Origin of the sequence: Glutamicibacter nicotianae, from assembly GCF_016907615.1 — a bacterium.
In the GTDB taxonomy this organism is placed as follows: domain Bacteria; phylum Actinomycetota; class Actinomycetes; order Actinomycetales; family Micrococcaceae; genus Glutamicibacter; species Glutamicibacter nicotianae.
In genome coordinates, this window is sequence record NZ_JAFBCH010000001.1 from 1,293,549 (window position 1) to 1,307,956 (window position 14,408).

Here is a 14,408-nt window from a genome sequence, read left to right on the forward strand (position 1 = left end):
ATACCACCCGCAGGGAGCGCCGCATTCTGATTCCAGGGTGTGGCGCTCTTTGGGCGCTCACAGTTAAACGAACCATAATAGGTTAGGTGAGCTTCCAGAAAACCTTCATTCCAGCCGGGCATCCCCGTCGAGTCAGCCTGATCGGTTCCACCGGTTCCATCGGTACGCAGGGACTGGACGTCATCGAAGAGGCATCCGGCCAATTCTCCGTGGCCGCCTTATCCGGCGGCTATAACCTTGAACTGCTGGCTCGCCAGGCCATCAAGCACCGCCCTGCAATGGTCGGCAGCGCCGTGGAATCAAAGGATGAGCTGGCCGCGGCCATCCAGGAGGCCGCCGAGGACGCATCGGTGACCGGATACGAACCCGAGCTGGTGGTTGGCGCGCAGGCAGCCACCGAGGTAGCCGCGTTTGCCGAGGCCGACGTAGTGCTCAATGGCATCACCGGTGCCATTGGACTGGCTCCGACCATCGCTGCGCTGGAAGCCGGCCACCTGCTGGCCCTGGCAAACAAGGAATCCCTGATCATCGGAGGCCAGGTAGTCAAGCAGATCGCAGCCCCTGGCCAGATCTCGCCGGTAGACTCCGAGCACTCCGCCCTTGCCCAGGCCCTGCGCTCTGGTGCACCGGAGGAAGTGGCCAAGCTGCTGGTCACGGCCTCCGGAGGCCCATTCTTCGGCTGCAGCTACGAGCAGCTGCGTGATGTCACCCCCGCCCAGGCACTGGCCCACCCGACCTGGGACATGGGGCGCATGGTCACCACCAACTCGGCCACCATGGTCAACAAGGCCCTGGAAGTCATCGAAGCCCACCTGCTTTTCGACGTGCCGCTGGAGAAGATCGAGCCCGTGGTGCACCGGCAGTCCATCGTCCACTCGATGGTGGAGTTCATCGACGGTTCGGTGATTGCCCAGGCATCGCCGCCGGACATGCGCCTGCCCATCGCCCTGGGCATCAATTGGCCGCATCGGGTCGACGGGGCCGCGAAGGCCTGCGATTTCTCCACCGCGGCCAGCTGGACCTTTGAACCGCTGGATGAAGAAGTCTTCAGCGCTGTGAAGCTTGCCAAGCAGGCAGCGTCCTCGTCGGGGACGCATATGGCCGTCTACAACGCCGCCAACGAAGTTGCAGTGGATGCCTTCCATGATGGAAAGATCCGCTTCACCGGCATCGTCGAGACCATTGAACGCGCACTGGACGCGTACACCCCGGTGAATGCCGAGCTGTCGGTGGAAACAGTGCTGGAAACCGATCGTTGGGCCCGTGCCCATGCAACGAAGATCACCGAGGCGAGCGCATGAGTGCATTGCTGTTCATCGGCGGCGTCCTGTTCATGCTGGTAGCCGTAGGGCTGTCCATCGCGCTGCATGAAATCGGGCACCTGGTGCCCGCGAAGCTCTTCAAGCTGCGGGTTCCGCAGTACATGATCGGTTTCGGCAAGACACTGGTTTCCTTCAAGCGGGGTGAAACCCAATACGGCATCAAGGCGCTGCCACTGGGCGGCTACATCTCGATGGTCGGCATGTACCCGCCACGCGAGCAGGTCGCTGCCGATGTTCCGGGGAAGAAGCCGAATCTCTTCCAGAAGGTCTTCGGCCAGATGGTCGATGACGCGCGTTCGCAGGCCAACGAAAACGTGCTGCCCAGCGATGAAGGCCGGTTGTTCTACCAGCTGCCGATCTACAAGCGCGTGATCATCATGCTCGGCGGCCCGATCATGAACCTGCTCATCGGGTTCGTGGTGATCGCCATAGTGCTCACCAGCTTCGGGCAGGCCACCCCGACCACCACGGTCTCCGAGGTGTACCAGTGCATTGCCAGCGCGCAGAACGCGGAGCAGACCGAATGCACCGACGAGGACGTCCCGGCTCCTGCCTACGAGGCTGGCCTGCTGCCCGGCGATACGATCACCGCGGTGAATGGCACCCCTGTCGCGCAAGCCGAGTGGAACAAGCTCACCGATGTCATCCGCGATCATCCAGGAGAGCCCATCACCCTGGAATACTCCCGTGACGGGCAGAGCCACACCACTGAGCTGACCCCGTACCTGACCGAGCGTCCGGCCACTGACGAGAAGGGCTATGTGCTGCTCGATGAGCACGGCGAATACATCATGACCAAGGTCGGTTTCGTCGGGATGGGCTCTTTGCAACGCGACTTGACCCAGCCCTTGAGCGCGGTGCCCGGCGTGATCGGGGAGCAGCTGCTGAAGATCGGCGATGTCATTCTTCACCTGCCCCAGCGCATGGTGGATGTCGCCCAAGCGGCCTTCGGCAATCAGGAACGCGACCCCAACGGGCCGGTGTCCATTGTGGGCGTAGGACGCATCGCCGGAGAGATCAGCGCCGAGGATTCAATCTCGGTTGCCGATAAATTCGCAACGTTGCTGTCGCTCGTCGGGGGCCTGAACTTGGCGCTGTTCGCCTTCAACCTGATCCCGCTGCTGCCGCTGGATGGCGGCCACGTGGTGGGCGCGTTGTACGAGGGGCTGAAGCGCATGTTTGCACGGATCTTCAAGATCAAGACGGTCAAGCCGGTTGACACGGTCAAGCTACTGCCGCTGACCTATGTCGTCGTGGTGGCGATGCTGGTCATGGGCGGGCTCTTAATATATGCGGATATCTTCAAGCCGATACAACTGTTCTGAGACGAGAGAAATAAGCTGTAGACATGACTGTTTTTGCTGTTGAATACGCTTACGCCGAAAATTCCACCGAGCTGCGCGACGAACACCGTCCAGCGCACCGCGAGTACCTCGGGGGATTCCTTGGCGAAGGATCGGTACGCCTTCTGGCTTCGGGGCCAACTCCGGTCAGCGACGGCGCGCTGTTGATCTTCGCAGCCGAATCGCAGGTGGCATTGGAAGACGTGCTGTCCAATGACCCATTCCAGCTGGTTGGCGCAGTCGGCTCGGCCACCATCACAGAATGGAACCCGGTTATGGGCCTGCTGAAGGAATTCGCTTCCTAGGCGACAGGTTGCATGTGCCAGCCTCCGTTGTTCTGTACCAAGAACGGCGGAGGCTGGCTGCCTTAAACGGCATCGATGGCCCAGACTGGTAGGGGAGAAGAAAGGGGAGAGCATCATGGATGTGCAGATTACGCCGGCACTGGCGATCCCTGCAGCGGAGCTGAAATGGCATTTCTCCCGTTCTTCAGGCCCAGGCGGCCAGCATGTGAATACCTCTGACTCCCGCGTGGAGCTCGGTTGGGTGATTGGCGCTTCACGGGCATTGTCCGACTGGCAGCGCCAGAGGCTGCTCGAGAAACTCGGACCGCGCCTCGTGGCTGGAGCACTGGTCGTGACTGCCGCCGAGGAACGATCTCAATGGCGCAACCGCCAGATTGCGCAGGAGAAGCTGGGACGCATCATCGAAAAAGCCCTGGCGCCGGATGCGCCCGCGCGCAAAGCAACGAAAGTCACCCGGGGATCGCACCGGCGCAGGCTGAGCGCCAAGGCCAATCGCTCGGCCACGAAGCAGCTTCGCCGCAAGCCGGGAATGGACTGACCGGAGAAAGCAACTACTGTGTCCCATGTCACTGGAATCGGCGGAATGCCCGGTTTGGCGATGCGGTTGAAAGTAGATGAAGCGTCAGCTTTCTATTTATTCTGCCCCAAGGAGAACACCTTATGACCACCAAAGTCCTCACCCTCGTCGGTTCCCTGCGCAACGGTTCGACCAACCAGCAGCTGGCGGAAGCCACTTCGCACAACGCCCCCGAAGGCATGGAAGTTTCAGTGTTCAGCGGCTTGGAGAATATCCCGTTCTACAACGAGGACCATGACGTGGAAGGTGGCGTTCCAGCCGCAGCCCAGGCCCTACGCGACGCAGCCGGCGAAGCAGACGCGCTGATGCTGGTCACCCCCGAGTACAACGGCACCATGCCAGCTGTCTTGAAGAACGCCATCGACTGGCTGTCCCGTCCCTTCGGTGCCGGTGCACTAAAGGACATGCCAACCGTAGTCCTGGGCACCGCCTTCGGACAGTACGGCGGCGTCTGGGCACAGGACGAAGCACGCAAGGCACTGAACATCGCCGGCGCCAACGTACTTGAAAACGTCAAGCTGGCCATCCCGAACTCGGTAGTGCGCTTCGCAGAACTGCACCCGAAGGACGACGCTGAAGTTGTCGAGCAGGTTTCCGGCGTGCTGAAGAGCATCAAGGAAATCGCCGAAGCCAACTAGGCTTTCGCAGGCTCCAGCTGCAAAATGATGGGAGAAGGGCCACGGTTCCCGTGGCCTTTCTCGCATCAATACCCGCTCACCGCGATACGGTGACATACTTGGAGTAGAGACATACCCACAATCTATTCGGAGGCGTCCATTGACTTCGGTCAGCCTAGGCATGCCGGCAGGCCCACCGCCGGTACTCGCACCACGACGTAAGACTCGTCAGTTCCAGGTTGGATCCGTAGGTGTCGGCTCCGACTCGCCGATTTCGGTCCAGTCGATGACCACCACCAAGACCCACGACATCAACGCCACCCTGCAGCAGATCGCTGAGCTGACCGCTGCCGGCTGCGACATCGTGCGCGTTGCTTGCCCAACGGACAAGGACGCGGAAGCGCTGAAGATCATCGCGATGAAGTCGCAGATCCCGGTCATCGCCGATATCCACTTCCAGCCCAAGTACGTCTACGCCGCCATCGAGGCAGGTTGCGGCGCCGTACGCGTGAACCCGGGCAATATCCGACAGTTCGATGACCAAGTCAAGGAAATCGCACAGGCTGCCAAGGACCACGGCACGTCGATCCGCATTGGCGTCAACGCCGGCTCACTGGACCGCCGCCTGCTGCAGAAGTACGGCAAGGCCACCCCTGAAGCACTGGTCGAATCGGCTGTCTGGGAAGCCTCCCTGTTCGAGGAACACGGCTTCCACGACTTCAAGATCTCGGTCAAGCACAACGACCCGGTGATCATGGTCCGCGCCTACGAGATGCTGGCAGAGCGCGGCGACTGGCCGCTGCATCTGGGCGTGACCGAGGCCGGTCCTGCGTTCCAGGGCACCATCAAGTCCGCGACCGCTTTCGGTGCACTGCTTTCCCAGGGCATTGGTGACACCATTCGCGTATCGCTGTCGGCCCCACCGGTCGAGGAAGTCAAGGTCGGCAACCAGATCCTGGAATCGCTGAACCTGCGTCCGCGCAAGCTGGACATCGTTTCCTGCCCATCCTGCGGTCGCGCCCAGGTAGATGTCTACACTTTGGCTGAGCAGGTTACTGCTGGGCTGGAAGGCATGAAGGCTCCACTGCGCGTGGCAGTCATGGGCTGCGTCGTCAACGGACCGGGCGAAGCCCGCGATGCGGACCTCGGTGTAGCTTCGGGCAACGGCAAGGGACAGATCTTCGTCAAGGGGGAGGTCATCAAGACCGTCCAGGAAGACCAGATTGTCGAGACTTTGATCGAAGAAGCCAACCGTTTGGCGGCAGAAATGGGACTGGACAATGACGAGAATCCTTCCTCGGGTTCTCCCGTGGTCTCCGTCAGCTAGAACTAGCCGACGAAGCGTCGAGGGAGCGCCGCGCATCTTGGGCCGTCGTGACACGGCCGCCCTCATCGAGTTGCTCGATCGCGACCCCGTCGCCAACATCTTCACCCGTTCGCAGGTGAACATCCACAAGTCTGCGGTTCCAGATGGCTTTGCCCATATCGTTGGCTTGGATGGCAGTGAAGGTCTTGAATCGGCATGCTGGGTGGGCGCCAATATGGCGCCCACCGCCATGCCGGAGGCCGATGCCCAGAAATTCGCCACGCATGCCATCGAGACCCGCCAGCGATTCGCCTCGGTCTTCGGCCCGGCGGAAACCGTGCTGGCCATGCATGAGGTCTTGCGGGACGGTCCGCAAGAAATTTTCGAGCTCCGGGCGAATCAGCCATTAATGGCGATCTCGCACAACCCGTCGGGCGTTCGACGCAATCGGCTCCACCCGGCCCAGGTCCAGGAATTCGATCGAGTGCTGCCGGCCAGCGCAGCAATGTTCGAAGAGGAACTTGGCTATTCGCCGTTGGAAAACGGGGGGAGCTTCTACCGCAATCGTGTACGTCAGCTAATTCGTGACGGGCATACCCTCATGGACTGCGACCAGCGGGGCAACGTGATTTTCAAGGCTGACCTGGGCACGGTCACCGATGAAGTTGTGCAAATCCAAGGTGTTTGGGTGAATCCGATGTACCGCGGACAGGGGTTGGCTGCCGGCTACATGGCCTCCGCTGTGGACTACGCAATGCAGTTCGCGCCAGTCGTGAGCCTCTACGTCAACGATTTCAACACCGCTGCGATTAAGACATATCAGCGCATCGGATTTGAACAGGTCGGAACCTTCGCGACGATCCTGTTCTGATCTCCGAAGCCGGCGTCATGGACAAGCGTTAATTTTCGAAGCCGACGATGCTGATTCGCTCGCAGATTCCTGTATGGCTTCAGCACAGCGAGCCTCGATGCCGTGAGCAATTGCAGCGCAACCCGATCGCGCTACGGGCGCCGCAATGAAAATGTCGACCCCGGCATTGTCCTCGCGATGTTTCGTCTTGCGCCCAACGCGGAAGCAACAATGCTCAGCGAATGATCCGCGGTCTTCTAGACTCGAAGGTGTAACGGCGACGGTGATGGGAAAATTGGTGGTTCGAGGCTTTGGCGCTAGAGCGCATTTGGGCGCTGCTATGTGCGCAGCAGTACTCCTGATGAGCGGGTGCAGCTCACCAGAAGCCGAAGTCGGCGCATCACCGGTAGCCCAGGTTCGCCTCGATGGCTCACAGCTGGAGAACCTGCTCGAGGAATTCGCCCAAGAAGAAAAGAATTCCGAGGTCATCAGCGACAAGCAACTTCGTGAGAACATTCCGCAAGCCCAGGAATGGATCGAGAACGTCAAAGTGAATCCCAGCAAATGCGGGGTCACTTTTGCTGAGCCAGTAGCCGATCAATTGAGGAACGCCACGATGGGCGCCATTGAATTCGAGGACAGCTACCTCACGGTCACAATCTACAAGGATTCTGAATTCTTGCAGGCCCAATGGGATGCCAAAACGGCGGCCAACGCTGATTGCGCGCGGTACACCGTCAAGCGGGGCAACGAGACTCGTGCCTATCATCTTGCCAAGCAGCCCATAGATTCTTCAGCAGGATTATCCGATGGGTATGTGATCACCAGCAGTGATGGGTCGTCGACCCAGCAGCAGCTGATCATTCGCACTGCCAGCTCGAATGTCCTTCTCGGCCTACAGCGCTCCACATCAGCGGGGAACACCGCGAATGAAGTTGAAGAAGCGTCAGAGATCCTTCAAAAGCTCATGGGCCAGCTGACCCAGTAGTTTATTTTTACGACGTCGTCGGCTCTTCGGCGGCAACAACGGAAAGCAGTAAATGACTAAGCGTTTAACCCTTTGGGCCCTACCATTGGCGGTGAGCATGATGCTGGCCGGCTGTTCTTCAAATTCAGCTAGTGAACCTGCGCAATCGGCTGCTTCAACGACTTCCGTAGACAGCCAGAAAGAGGCTGCCTCGGATGGCGCGCTCACTGCCGAGCAGGTGAAATCCGTCGCTTCCAAGCTTATGGAAGGCGACAACGCAGTCCAGGTGGTCGGCAACGAGCAAATGCAGCAGCAACTGGAAATTGCCAAGAATGCGAAGGCTCCCAGCGGCATCAAGCCGGAGAAATGCGCCGAGTTGAATGCCAAGTATTCAGTCACCGACTTGACAGCATCCGTATCCGCAACGGCAACCAGCTCCTCGGAATCCGTCGGCAAGGTCGTGCAGGTCTTCTCCTTGACAGACGATGCCACCCGCAACAACGTTTCACAGGCGCTGACCCTGGATGATCTAGAGGGATGCGAAAACGTCACCGTTGAGACCGGTGGCGAAAAAATCGAAACTGAACGCCAGATCCTGCCCTTGGACGTCAAAGCTGACCAGTCGTTGACCATGTCGACTCAAATGGACGCAGGTGGAGGACAGCTATTGACCTCGGTCGTGGTGCAGGCGCTGCGGGACGGCGATTTCGTCCTGGTTACCTTGCAGACAGGTTCGCAGCAAGCAGCTGAGCTGGCCGCGCAAGCGGTGGAATTGACGGATCGTGCGTTCGCCGAAATCGACGCGGTTCGAAAGCAATAGTCGCATGTGCTCGGTGCCCCGACTCGCCAATATCAGGCGGTGCTGCGCGTAGGAGCGGGATGCCCGTGGCGGTAGCGACGCGGATAGTTTGCCGAGAAGCAATGCATCTTCCAAGTCACATTGAAGCCCTGGCAGTTGAAGTGCGATTCGACTGCCAGGGGCTTGTCCATGTGCGGCACCTGCGGATTTCTCTTTGACTGATGCTTTCCTGGCAGTGGGTGGCGCTTGACCAGCTCTTGACGATTCAAGTGAACAGCTTGCTCAAGTCCATTCGCTGCAACACTCTCTTGTTATCTTTTTATTTCCAACATATTGTGAAATGCTGTGGGTGGCTTATCATCACCATAGTGAGGAAATCACCATGAAAAAGCGTTCACTCTGGGTGCTGCCCGTAGCAGTTGCCCTGACACTGACCGGTTGCAGCTCGAATTCGGGAACCGAAGGAGCTGCAGGCTCTTCGGAGGCCCCCCAGGAACAGGAAAGCACGGCAGTCCCGGCGCTGACCGCCGAGCAAGCCGCTGCGGTCGCCAAAACTCTCGGTGGAGACGAACCGAATGTGCAGGTTCTGGATAGCGCTGCGCTGAGCGCCTCGGTTGAAAGCGCCAAGGGACTGATCGATCAGATGGAGATCGAACCAGCGCAGTGCGCGGAATACGTTGCGCAGCAGGGAACCCAGGACCTGGACGGCGTCAACATGGCTGCAGCGATTGTCGTCGGCGAGGCCGGTGAGAGCAGCAGCTATTCGGTCGCTGGCTACGAGGATGCTGCCAAGCTGGAAGCAATCAACAAGATGGCAGATGCCAAGGACTTGCAGGGTTGCGAGGACTTCTCGATGAAGGTAGCAGGCCAGGAAGTTTCGGCCTCTGCCAAGATCCTGGATGCTGAGTCTGACGCAGACAAGACTATCGCTACCCACACCGCCATGACCATGAACGGTGCTGAAGTGCCGGGCGGTTCGTACCAGATTCAGGGCGTAGTTGGCGACAACGTCGTTGCCGTCTCCCACACCCAAACCACCGAACAAAGTGAAGACGAGGCTGTGAAGACTCTCGTTGATGAACTGAACAAGGCGGTTGCAGAGGTCAAGGTGGCGGCCAAGTAGGCTCGCTTCCGGTGGCGAATGCCCCTCTGGTTCCTGGACCAGAGGGGCTTCGCGCATTTACATGGAAAATACTTCCAAAGTGAGGCAGCAGCTGCCGATGGATGGAGTGGTCTCAGGCGAAGGTTCGGTTGAGAACCTGCTGATGAACCGTGTCCATGGCCAGTGGAGCGGCGCAATGTGCGGACACGCTCCGAGCAAGAATCAGTGAGAAACGCGCACCGAGGCGGTGTCTCGTTTAAAGTCACCTCCTCAATAAGCAAGAACCTTGCAACGCCCAGCAGTGGCCCAGAAGCGGGAGCAAGCTACTGAAAACGCAACACGGTTCCGCTCGACCCCTTGAATTTATTGGGAAGTCGCCGAAAGCTGTAGCATTGATTAAGGCCAATTTTCTGGCCAAATCCCATTTGATTTTGCATAGCTAGTCGGCATCCGGAAATATCTCTGAAGTCGACGGACGGAAAAGGACACCCCGAGTGGTTTTGAAGCTTTCCACTACCTTCTTGCGCACCCTGCGTGAAGATCCGGTTGACGCCGAAGTCGCCAGCCACAAGTTGTTGGTACGCGCCGGTTACATCCGTCGTGCGGCCCCGGGAATCTACACCTGGTTGCCGTTGGGTTTGAAAGTCCTTGCGCGTGTTGAAGCTATCGTTCGCGAGGAAATGAACGCTATCGGCGGCCAGGAAGTCCACTTCCCAGCGCTGTTACCACGCGAGCCTTACGAGCAGACCGGCCGCTGGACCGAATACGGCGAAGGCCTGTTCCGCCTCAAGGACCGCAAAGATGCGGATTACCTCCTGGCTCCGACCCATGAGGAAATGTTCACCCTGCTGGTGAAGGACCTGTACAACTCGTACAAGGATCTGCCGGTCTACCTGTACCAGATCCAAAACAAGTACCGCGACGAAGCACGTCCGCGCGCGGGCCTGCTGCGCGGCCGCGAATTCATCATGAAGGATTCCTACTCCTTCAACATCGATGACGAGGGCCTGGACGAGGCCTACATGGCGCACCGCGCCGCCTACCTGAAGATTTTCGAGCGCCTGGGACTGGAAGTTGTCCCGGTCTTCGCGCAGGCAGGTGCAATGGGCGGCTCCAAATCCGAGGAGTTCCTGCATCCAACGGCTATCGGCGAGGACACCTTCGTGCGTTCGGCAGGCGGCTATGCTGCGAACGTCGAGGCTGTGACCACCGTGGTGCCAGAATCCATCGATTACACCAACGCACCTGCGTTCGAGGTCGTCGATACCCCGGATACCCCGACCATCGAAACCCTGGTGGCCGCGGCCAACGAGCTGCGCCCACGCGTGGGCGGTGCCTGGGAAGCCAAGGATACCCTGAAGAACGTTGTCCTGGCCGTGACCGACCCTGAAGGCAACCGCCAGCTGGTAGTCATCGGTGTTCCAGGCGACCGCCAGGTGGACCTGAAGCGCGTCGAAGCTACCGTAGGTGCCCCGCTGGGCATCATCGGCGAGGTCCAGGTTGAAGCCGCTAACGGCGAAGACCTGGCCAAGCACCCAGAATTGGTTGCTGGCTACATCGGCCCGGGCAACGGCCTGGACAAGTCTGTTCTGGGTACCGAGGGAACCAGCGGCATCACCTACCTGGTTGATCCCCGTGTCGTATCCGGCACCTCGTGGATCACCGGCGCCAACGAAAAGGGCAAGCACGTCTTCGGCCTGGTGGCCGAGCGCGACTTCGGCTTTGACGGCACCATCGAGTCGGTCAACGTGCTCGAAGGAGATCCGGCACCGGATGGCTCCGGCCCGCTGCGCACCGAACGCGGCATCGAAATGGGACACATCTTCCAGCTCGGCCGCAAGTACGCCGAAGCACTGGATCTGCGGGTCCTGGATCAGAACGGCAAACTGACCGTCGTCACCATGGGTTCCTACGGCATTGGCGTCACCCGTGCGGTAGCCGCGCTCGCCGAGGCGTACCACGACGAAAACGGCCTGGCATGGCCAAAGCAGGTTGCCCCAGCCGACATCCACATGGTTGTCACCGGCAAGGGCCCAGAGCTGCTGGAAGCCGCCGAGAAGCTGGCTGTCGAATTCGAAGCGGCCGGCCTGGAGGTCATCCTGGACGACCGTCCAAAGGTTTCCGCTGGCGTGAAGTTCTCCGATGCGGAACTGATCGGCATCCCAACCATTGTCGTGGTGGGCCGTGGCCTCGCAGAGGGCGTAGTCGAGGTCAAGGACCGTACCTCAGGCGAACGCCGCGACGTCAAGGTCGAGGACGTCGTTGCGGAGCTGTCTGCCTAAGAGCGCGGCAGCCGAAAACCGAATAGGGGAGCAGCGCGGTGCAAGAGATCTTGGAATTGCTGTCCGTCAACGGTGAACCCGTCTCCTTCTGGCCCCTGGCCTTGCTGCTTCTGGCAGCCTTGGGCGCTGGATGGATCGACGCGGTGGTTGGCGGCGGCGGCCTGATCCAATTGCCCGCGCTGCTTCTTTTCCCCGGCATCACTCCGGTGCAGGCGCTGGCCACGAATAAGCTCGGCTCAATCTTCGGGACTGCAACCAGCGCGGTGACCTACTACCGGCGCACCAGCCCGGATTTGAGAACTGCGATTCCGATGGCATTGACCGCGATGCTCGGGGCGTTCGGCGGAGCCGCGCTGGCAACAATACTTCCAGCCGAAGCGATTCAGCCCATCATCATCGCAGCACTCATTGCGGTGCTGCTCTTCACGATCCTCAAGCCCAAAGCGGGGGAGCTGTCGCGCCTGCGCTACACCGGGCATGGGCACTATCTGCGCGCCATCCTGATCGGGCTGCTGATCGGCGGCTACGACGGGATGATCGGGCCAGGCACTGGATCGTTCTTGATCATCGCCATGGTGACGGTGCTGGGCTACAACTTCCTGCAGTCCTCCGCCAAGGCGAAGATCGTGAACCTGTGCACCAATCTGGGTGCGTTGCTGCTCTTCGTCCCGACGGGGCACGTCTTGGTAGCCTTGGGCCTGGCCATGGGCTTGATGAATATGCTCGGCGGCTACCTCGGCGCGCGCATGGCCATCTCAAAAGGCAGCGCCTTCATACGCATCGTCTTCGTGATCGTCGTTTCGGCACTGATCATCAAGCTCGGTTCGGATCTGATCCTGGCCGGCAACTGAAAGGTCTAGCGGCTTCCGGCAGCTGATGTGCTAATTGGCGGGTAACCGGTATGATGCTGGACCTGTTGCGGTTCGATGGCATGAACCATGGAACTGGTCGGCATTTGCGCGATCCTGAAGGTCAGGAAGCTAGAGCCTAATGCGGCTTTGTAGAGTTGGGCAATTGTCGTTCGGGGTTCCAGCGGATCCACGGTCTTCAACGCGGTGGAACCGATTGATACGTACAAGAACCACAAATCGTTGTTCTCGGGGTCGAGGGTAGCGACCAGCACCGGAGGCTGATGCGCGGCTACGAGCGACATGACGTCGTTGACAGATTCTCCGGATTGAGCAATGACAATGGGCATGCCCTGAATCCAACCATGTGCGCTGAGCTGCGCACGACCTTGCCGTGAACTGATCACTTCGCTGACCAGTTCAGCTATCGTCGAACGCATGTATCGACCTGACATTTCAATACCTCCAATTGACGACCTAGCTGCAAGTGGTTAGTTCCCCAATAAGTGGAAGAAAGCGGAAAGTCTCACTCCGTTTCAGCGGAGCTGAATGCCGAATCTCAAGCACTTGTTATTCACCATAGACCCTTTGGCAGTGAATATCGAGAGCAGTTGAGTAGGAATGAAATTCATGTAGTTACAGCTCCATTCGATGGCGGGGAGAATAGGGAAGATTGGTAACTGAAATTACGGTCGATTACGAAAAACCAGTATCGGGTATGCCAGTTTCAACGAGGGGCAAGGTTAAAAACCACTGATCGCTGAAACATTGCCTGCTTCATCTCGACAGAAACGCCCGTTCCAACCCTGGTCATAATTCGCCGTGGAAAATCAAGGTTGTAATTATTTCGTGATAAATCAACGACGAGGGAAATATACCAGAAAAAATCTGCTGGAATTCAAGCTATTTCTTGGACTCGCCAGTTTCCAAGAGACGGTAGTCACTACTTGATCCGTGCAGTTCGCGGAGAGCTTGGAATGCTAGGGCGGAAATTTCCAATCCAGCGGCGCCATCGGTGTTTCCCGCTGCTACGACCAGCGCTTCAGCAAAATCTTCTTCGGCTGCTGCGGAGAGCGTGGTTAGTTCTTCCAGTCCGCCTTCGGGCAATGCATAGGCGGGCTCGCGCAGGTCTGCACACCGGTCGTCAACGACGTCGCGCAGGCCGCGAAGCTGATTTCCCAATTCGCTGCGCCGATCTTCAATGGCATCCTCGGCTGACGCAGCGCCACGAGCAGCAGTGAGCTGAAGAAGGAAATCCAGCGCGTAGCCGCGGTCCAGTGCACGGGCGACGGCCGTTGGCTCGATGTCCTGTGCTCCGGTGATTTCCATAGCCGGGTCCAGCAGATCTGCATGCGGCAGGCAGGCTACCAGCTGGTCATTCTGCTTTTCCTCGCCCGCGACTTTGCTCAGCGGCAGGGCCAAGTCGAGGTCGCGCTCGTCACCTGATGATGCAAGTGCACGGCGGGCATCCAGATTGATCTGGAAGGCAATCTCGGCCAGTTTAGAATCCCTGGGAAGCGACGGCTCCTCGAATGCAGGCATCTGTGCCGAGACATTGGCCACATTCGTGGCAAGGGCAACCAGTGCGTCGGGGGAGTAGCGTTGCGGCAACGCCGCAGGTTCTTGGTCATGGAAACGCAATTCGCCGAGCAGCGCTGAACCCTGCGACAAGGAAGTTGCCAGTGCGGACAGCTGCGACGCGTTTTCCTCGGGTGCCAGTTTGGCCAAAGCCTGGGCCTGGGATGCCAGATCCGCGAGCTTTGCTCCCTGTTCCCACATCGTGCGTTGATCGGCGCTGGCTTCGCTGACTTGTTCGGGCAGTCCGTGCTCGACCAGGGCACCATGAAAGAGCGTGCTGCCTATTCCCCACGTCACTGCCACGGCAACTGCGCCAGCCAAGGTAGGAGCAACCCAGCCCGGAGCACGGCGTGCTTGCCTGTCGGAGCGAGGGGAGGAATAAGGCGTTTTTTCAGTCATAGCGTTTCGATCATGCCATGATCAACACAGGCAATGAGGGCATTGGCGGGGCCGCGCGCCGCGATGAATGGAAAATGGGCGTGAGTTCCTTCACCTGTGCCCGTTTGGATGTT

At 59.3% G+C, this 14,408-nt stretch carries 14 protein-coding genes; 12 read left to right on the forward strand and 2 right to left on the reverse strand.

What is annotated here, in order from left to right:
* The first annotated feature begins 86 nt into the window (after positions 1-86).
* From dxr to JOE62_RS06380, 12 genes are all read left to right on the forward strand, one after another.
* Positions 87-1,301 carry a 1-deoxy-D-xylulose-5-phosphate reductoisomerase gene (gene dxr / locus JOE62_RS06325; RefSeq protein WP_204721215.1) on the forward strand — a complete coding sequence of 405 codons (1,215 nt, stop codon included), beginning with the start codon at positions 87-89 and terminating at the stop codon, positions 1,299-1,301.
* A complete protein-coding gene (locus tag JOE62_RS06330; RefSeq protein ID WP_204721217.1) occupies positions 1,298-2,647 on the forward strand; it encodes a M50 family metallopeptidase in 1,350 nt (449 codons plus the stop codon). The genes dxr and JOE62_RS06330 overlap by 4 nt, the downstream gene beginning before the upstream one ends.
* Positions 2,648-2,670: 23 nt before the next feature.
* Positions 2,671-2,970 carry a YciI family protein gene (locus JOE62_RS06335; protein ID WP_038989687.1) on the forward strand — a complete coding sequence of 100 codons (300 nt, stop codon included), beginning with the start codon at positions 2,671-2,673 and terminating at the stop codon, positions 2,968-2,970.
* Between the two features lie 115 nt (positions 2,971-3,085).
* Entirely contained in the window at positions 3,086-3,508 is a 423-nt protein-coding gene (arfB, locus tag JOE62_RS06340) for an alternative ribosome rescue aminoacyl-tRNA hydrolase ArfB (protein WP_204721219.1), read from the forward strand.
* Positions 3,509-3,630: 122 nt separating this feature from the next.
* Positions 3,631-4,185, forward strand: a complete 555-nt coding sequence (locus tag JOE62_RS06345) for an NAD(P)H-dependent oxidoreductase (RefSeq protein ID WP_038989685.1) — start codon at positions 3,631-3,633, stop codon at positions 4,183-4,185.
* A gap of 139 nt (positions 4,186-4,324) precedes the next feature.
* A complete protein-coding gene (gene ispG / locus JOE62_RS06350) occupies positions 4,325-5,491 on the forward strand; it encodes a flavodoxin-dependent (E)-4-hydroxy-3-methylbut-2-enyl-diphosphate synthase (RefSeq protein WP_038989684.1) in 1,167 nt (388 codons plus the stop codon).
* A 37-nt stretch (positions 5,492-5,528) separates the two neighbouring features.
* Complete coding sequence (locus JOE62_RS06355) at positions 5,529-6,341, forward strand: GNAT family N-acetyltransferase (protein WP_204721220.1); 813 nt, start codon at positions 5,529-5,531, stop codon at positions 6,339-6,341.
* A gap of 262 nt (positions 6,342-6,603) precedes the next feature.
* Positions 6,604-7,308, forward strand: a complete 705-nt coding sequence (locus JOE62_RS06360; protein ID WP_204721222.1) for a PDZ domain-containing protein — start codon at positions 6,604-6,606, stop codon at positions 7,306-7,308.
* A 52-nt stretch (positions 7,309-7,360) separates the two neighbouring features.
* Complete coding sequence (locus JOE62_RS06365; protein ID WP_143181055.1) at positions 7,361-8,107, forward strand: hypothetical protein; 747 nt, start codon at positions 7,361-7,363, stop codon at positions 8,105-8,107.
* 361 nt (positions 8,108-8,468) lie between these two features.
* A complete protein-coding gene (locus JOE62_RS06370) occupies positions 8,469-9,209 on the forward strand; it encodes a hypothetical protein (protein WP_204721224.1) in 741 nt (246 codons plus the stop codon).
* A 473-nt stretch (positions 9,210-9,682) separates the two neighbouring features.
* The gene (locus JOE62_RS06375) at positions 9,683-11,470 is read left to right on the forward strand and encodes a proline--tRNA ligase (RefSeq protein ID WP_204721226.1); all 1,788 of its coding nucleotides are present in this window, start codon (positions 9,683-9,685) and stop codon (positions 11,468-11,470) included.
* A 59-nt stretch (positions 11,471-11,529) separates the two neighbouring features.
* Positions 11,530-12,321, forward strand: coding sequence for a TSUP family transporter (locus JOE62_RS06380; protein WP_204723231.1), 792 nt, complete (start codon positions 11,530-11,532; stop codon positions 12,319-12,321).
* 5 nt (positions 12,322-12,326) lie between these two features.
* On the opposite strand, the gene JOE62_RS06385 is transcribed toward JOE62_RS06380, so the two are convergent.
* Both JOE62_RS06385 and JOE62_RS06390 read right to left on the reverse strand, forming a co-directional pair.
* Positions 12,327-12,758 (reverse strand): hypothetical protein, encoded by a 432-nt coding sequence (locus tag JOE62_RS06385; RefSeq protein ID WP_204721228.1) that lies wholly within the window; start codon positions 12,756-12,758, stop codon positions 12,327-12,329.
* 463 nt (positions 12,759-13,221) lie between these two features.
* Entirely contained in the window at positions 13,222-14,295 is a 1,074-nt protein-coding gene (locus JOE62_RS06390) for a hypothetical protein (protein WP_204721230.1), read from the reverse strand.
* Between the last annotated feature and the right edge of the window lie 113 nt (positions 14,296-14,408).

What these genes read in the sequence shown, in the direction of transcription:
- JOE62_RS06345 (WP_038989685.1), top strand. Translation starts at nt 3,631, where the DNA reads ATGACCACCAAAGTCCTCACCCTCGTCGGTTCCCTGCGCAACGGTTCG.
- JOE62_RS06335 (WP_038989687.1), top strand. Translation starts at nt 2,671, where the DNA reads ATGACTGTTTTTGCTGTTGAATACGCTTACGCCGAAAATTCCACCGAG.
- JOE62_RS06330 (WP_204721217.1), top strand. Translation starts at nt 1,298, where the DNA reads ATGAGTGCATTGCTGTTCATCGGCGGCGTCCTGTTCATGCTGGTAGCC.
- JOE62_RS06385 (WP_204721228.1), bottom strand. Translation starts at nt 12,758, where the DNA reads ATGCGTTCGACGATAGCTGAACTGGTCAGCGAAGTGATCAGTTCACGG.
- JOE62_RS06390 (WP_204721230.1), bottom strand. Translation starts at nt 14,295, where the DNA reads ATGACTGAAAAAACGCCTTATTCCTCCCCTCGCTCCGACAGGCAAGCA.
- arfB (WP_204721219.1), top strand. Translation starts at nt 3,086, where the DNA reads ATGGATGTGCAGATTACGCCGGCACTGGCGATCCCTGCAGCGGAGCTG.
- JOE62_RS06365 (WP_143181055.1), top strand. Translation starts at nt 7,361, where the DNA reads ATGACTAAGCGTTTAACCCTTTGGGCCCTACCATTGGCGGTGAGCATG.
- JOE62_RS06370 (WP_204721224.1), top strand. Translation starts at nt 8,469, where the DNA reads ATGAAAAAGCGTTCACTCTGGGTGCTGCCCGTAGCAGTTGCCCTGACA.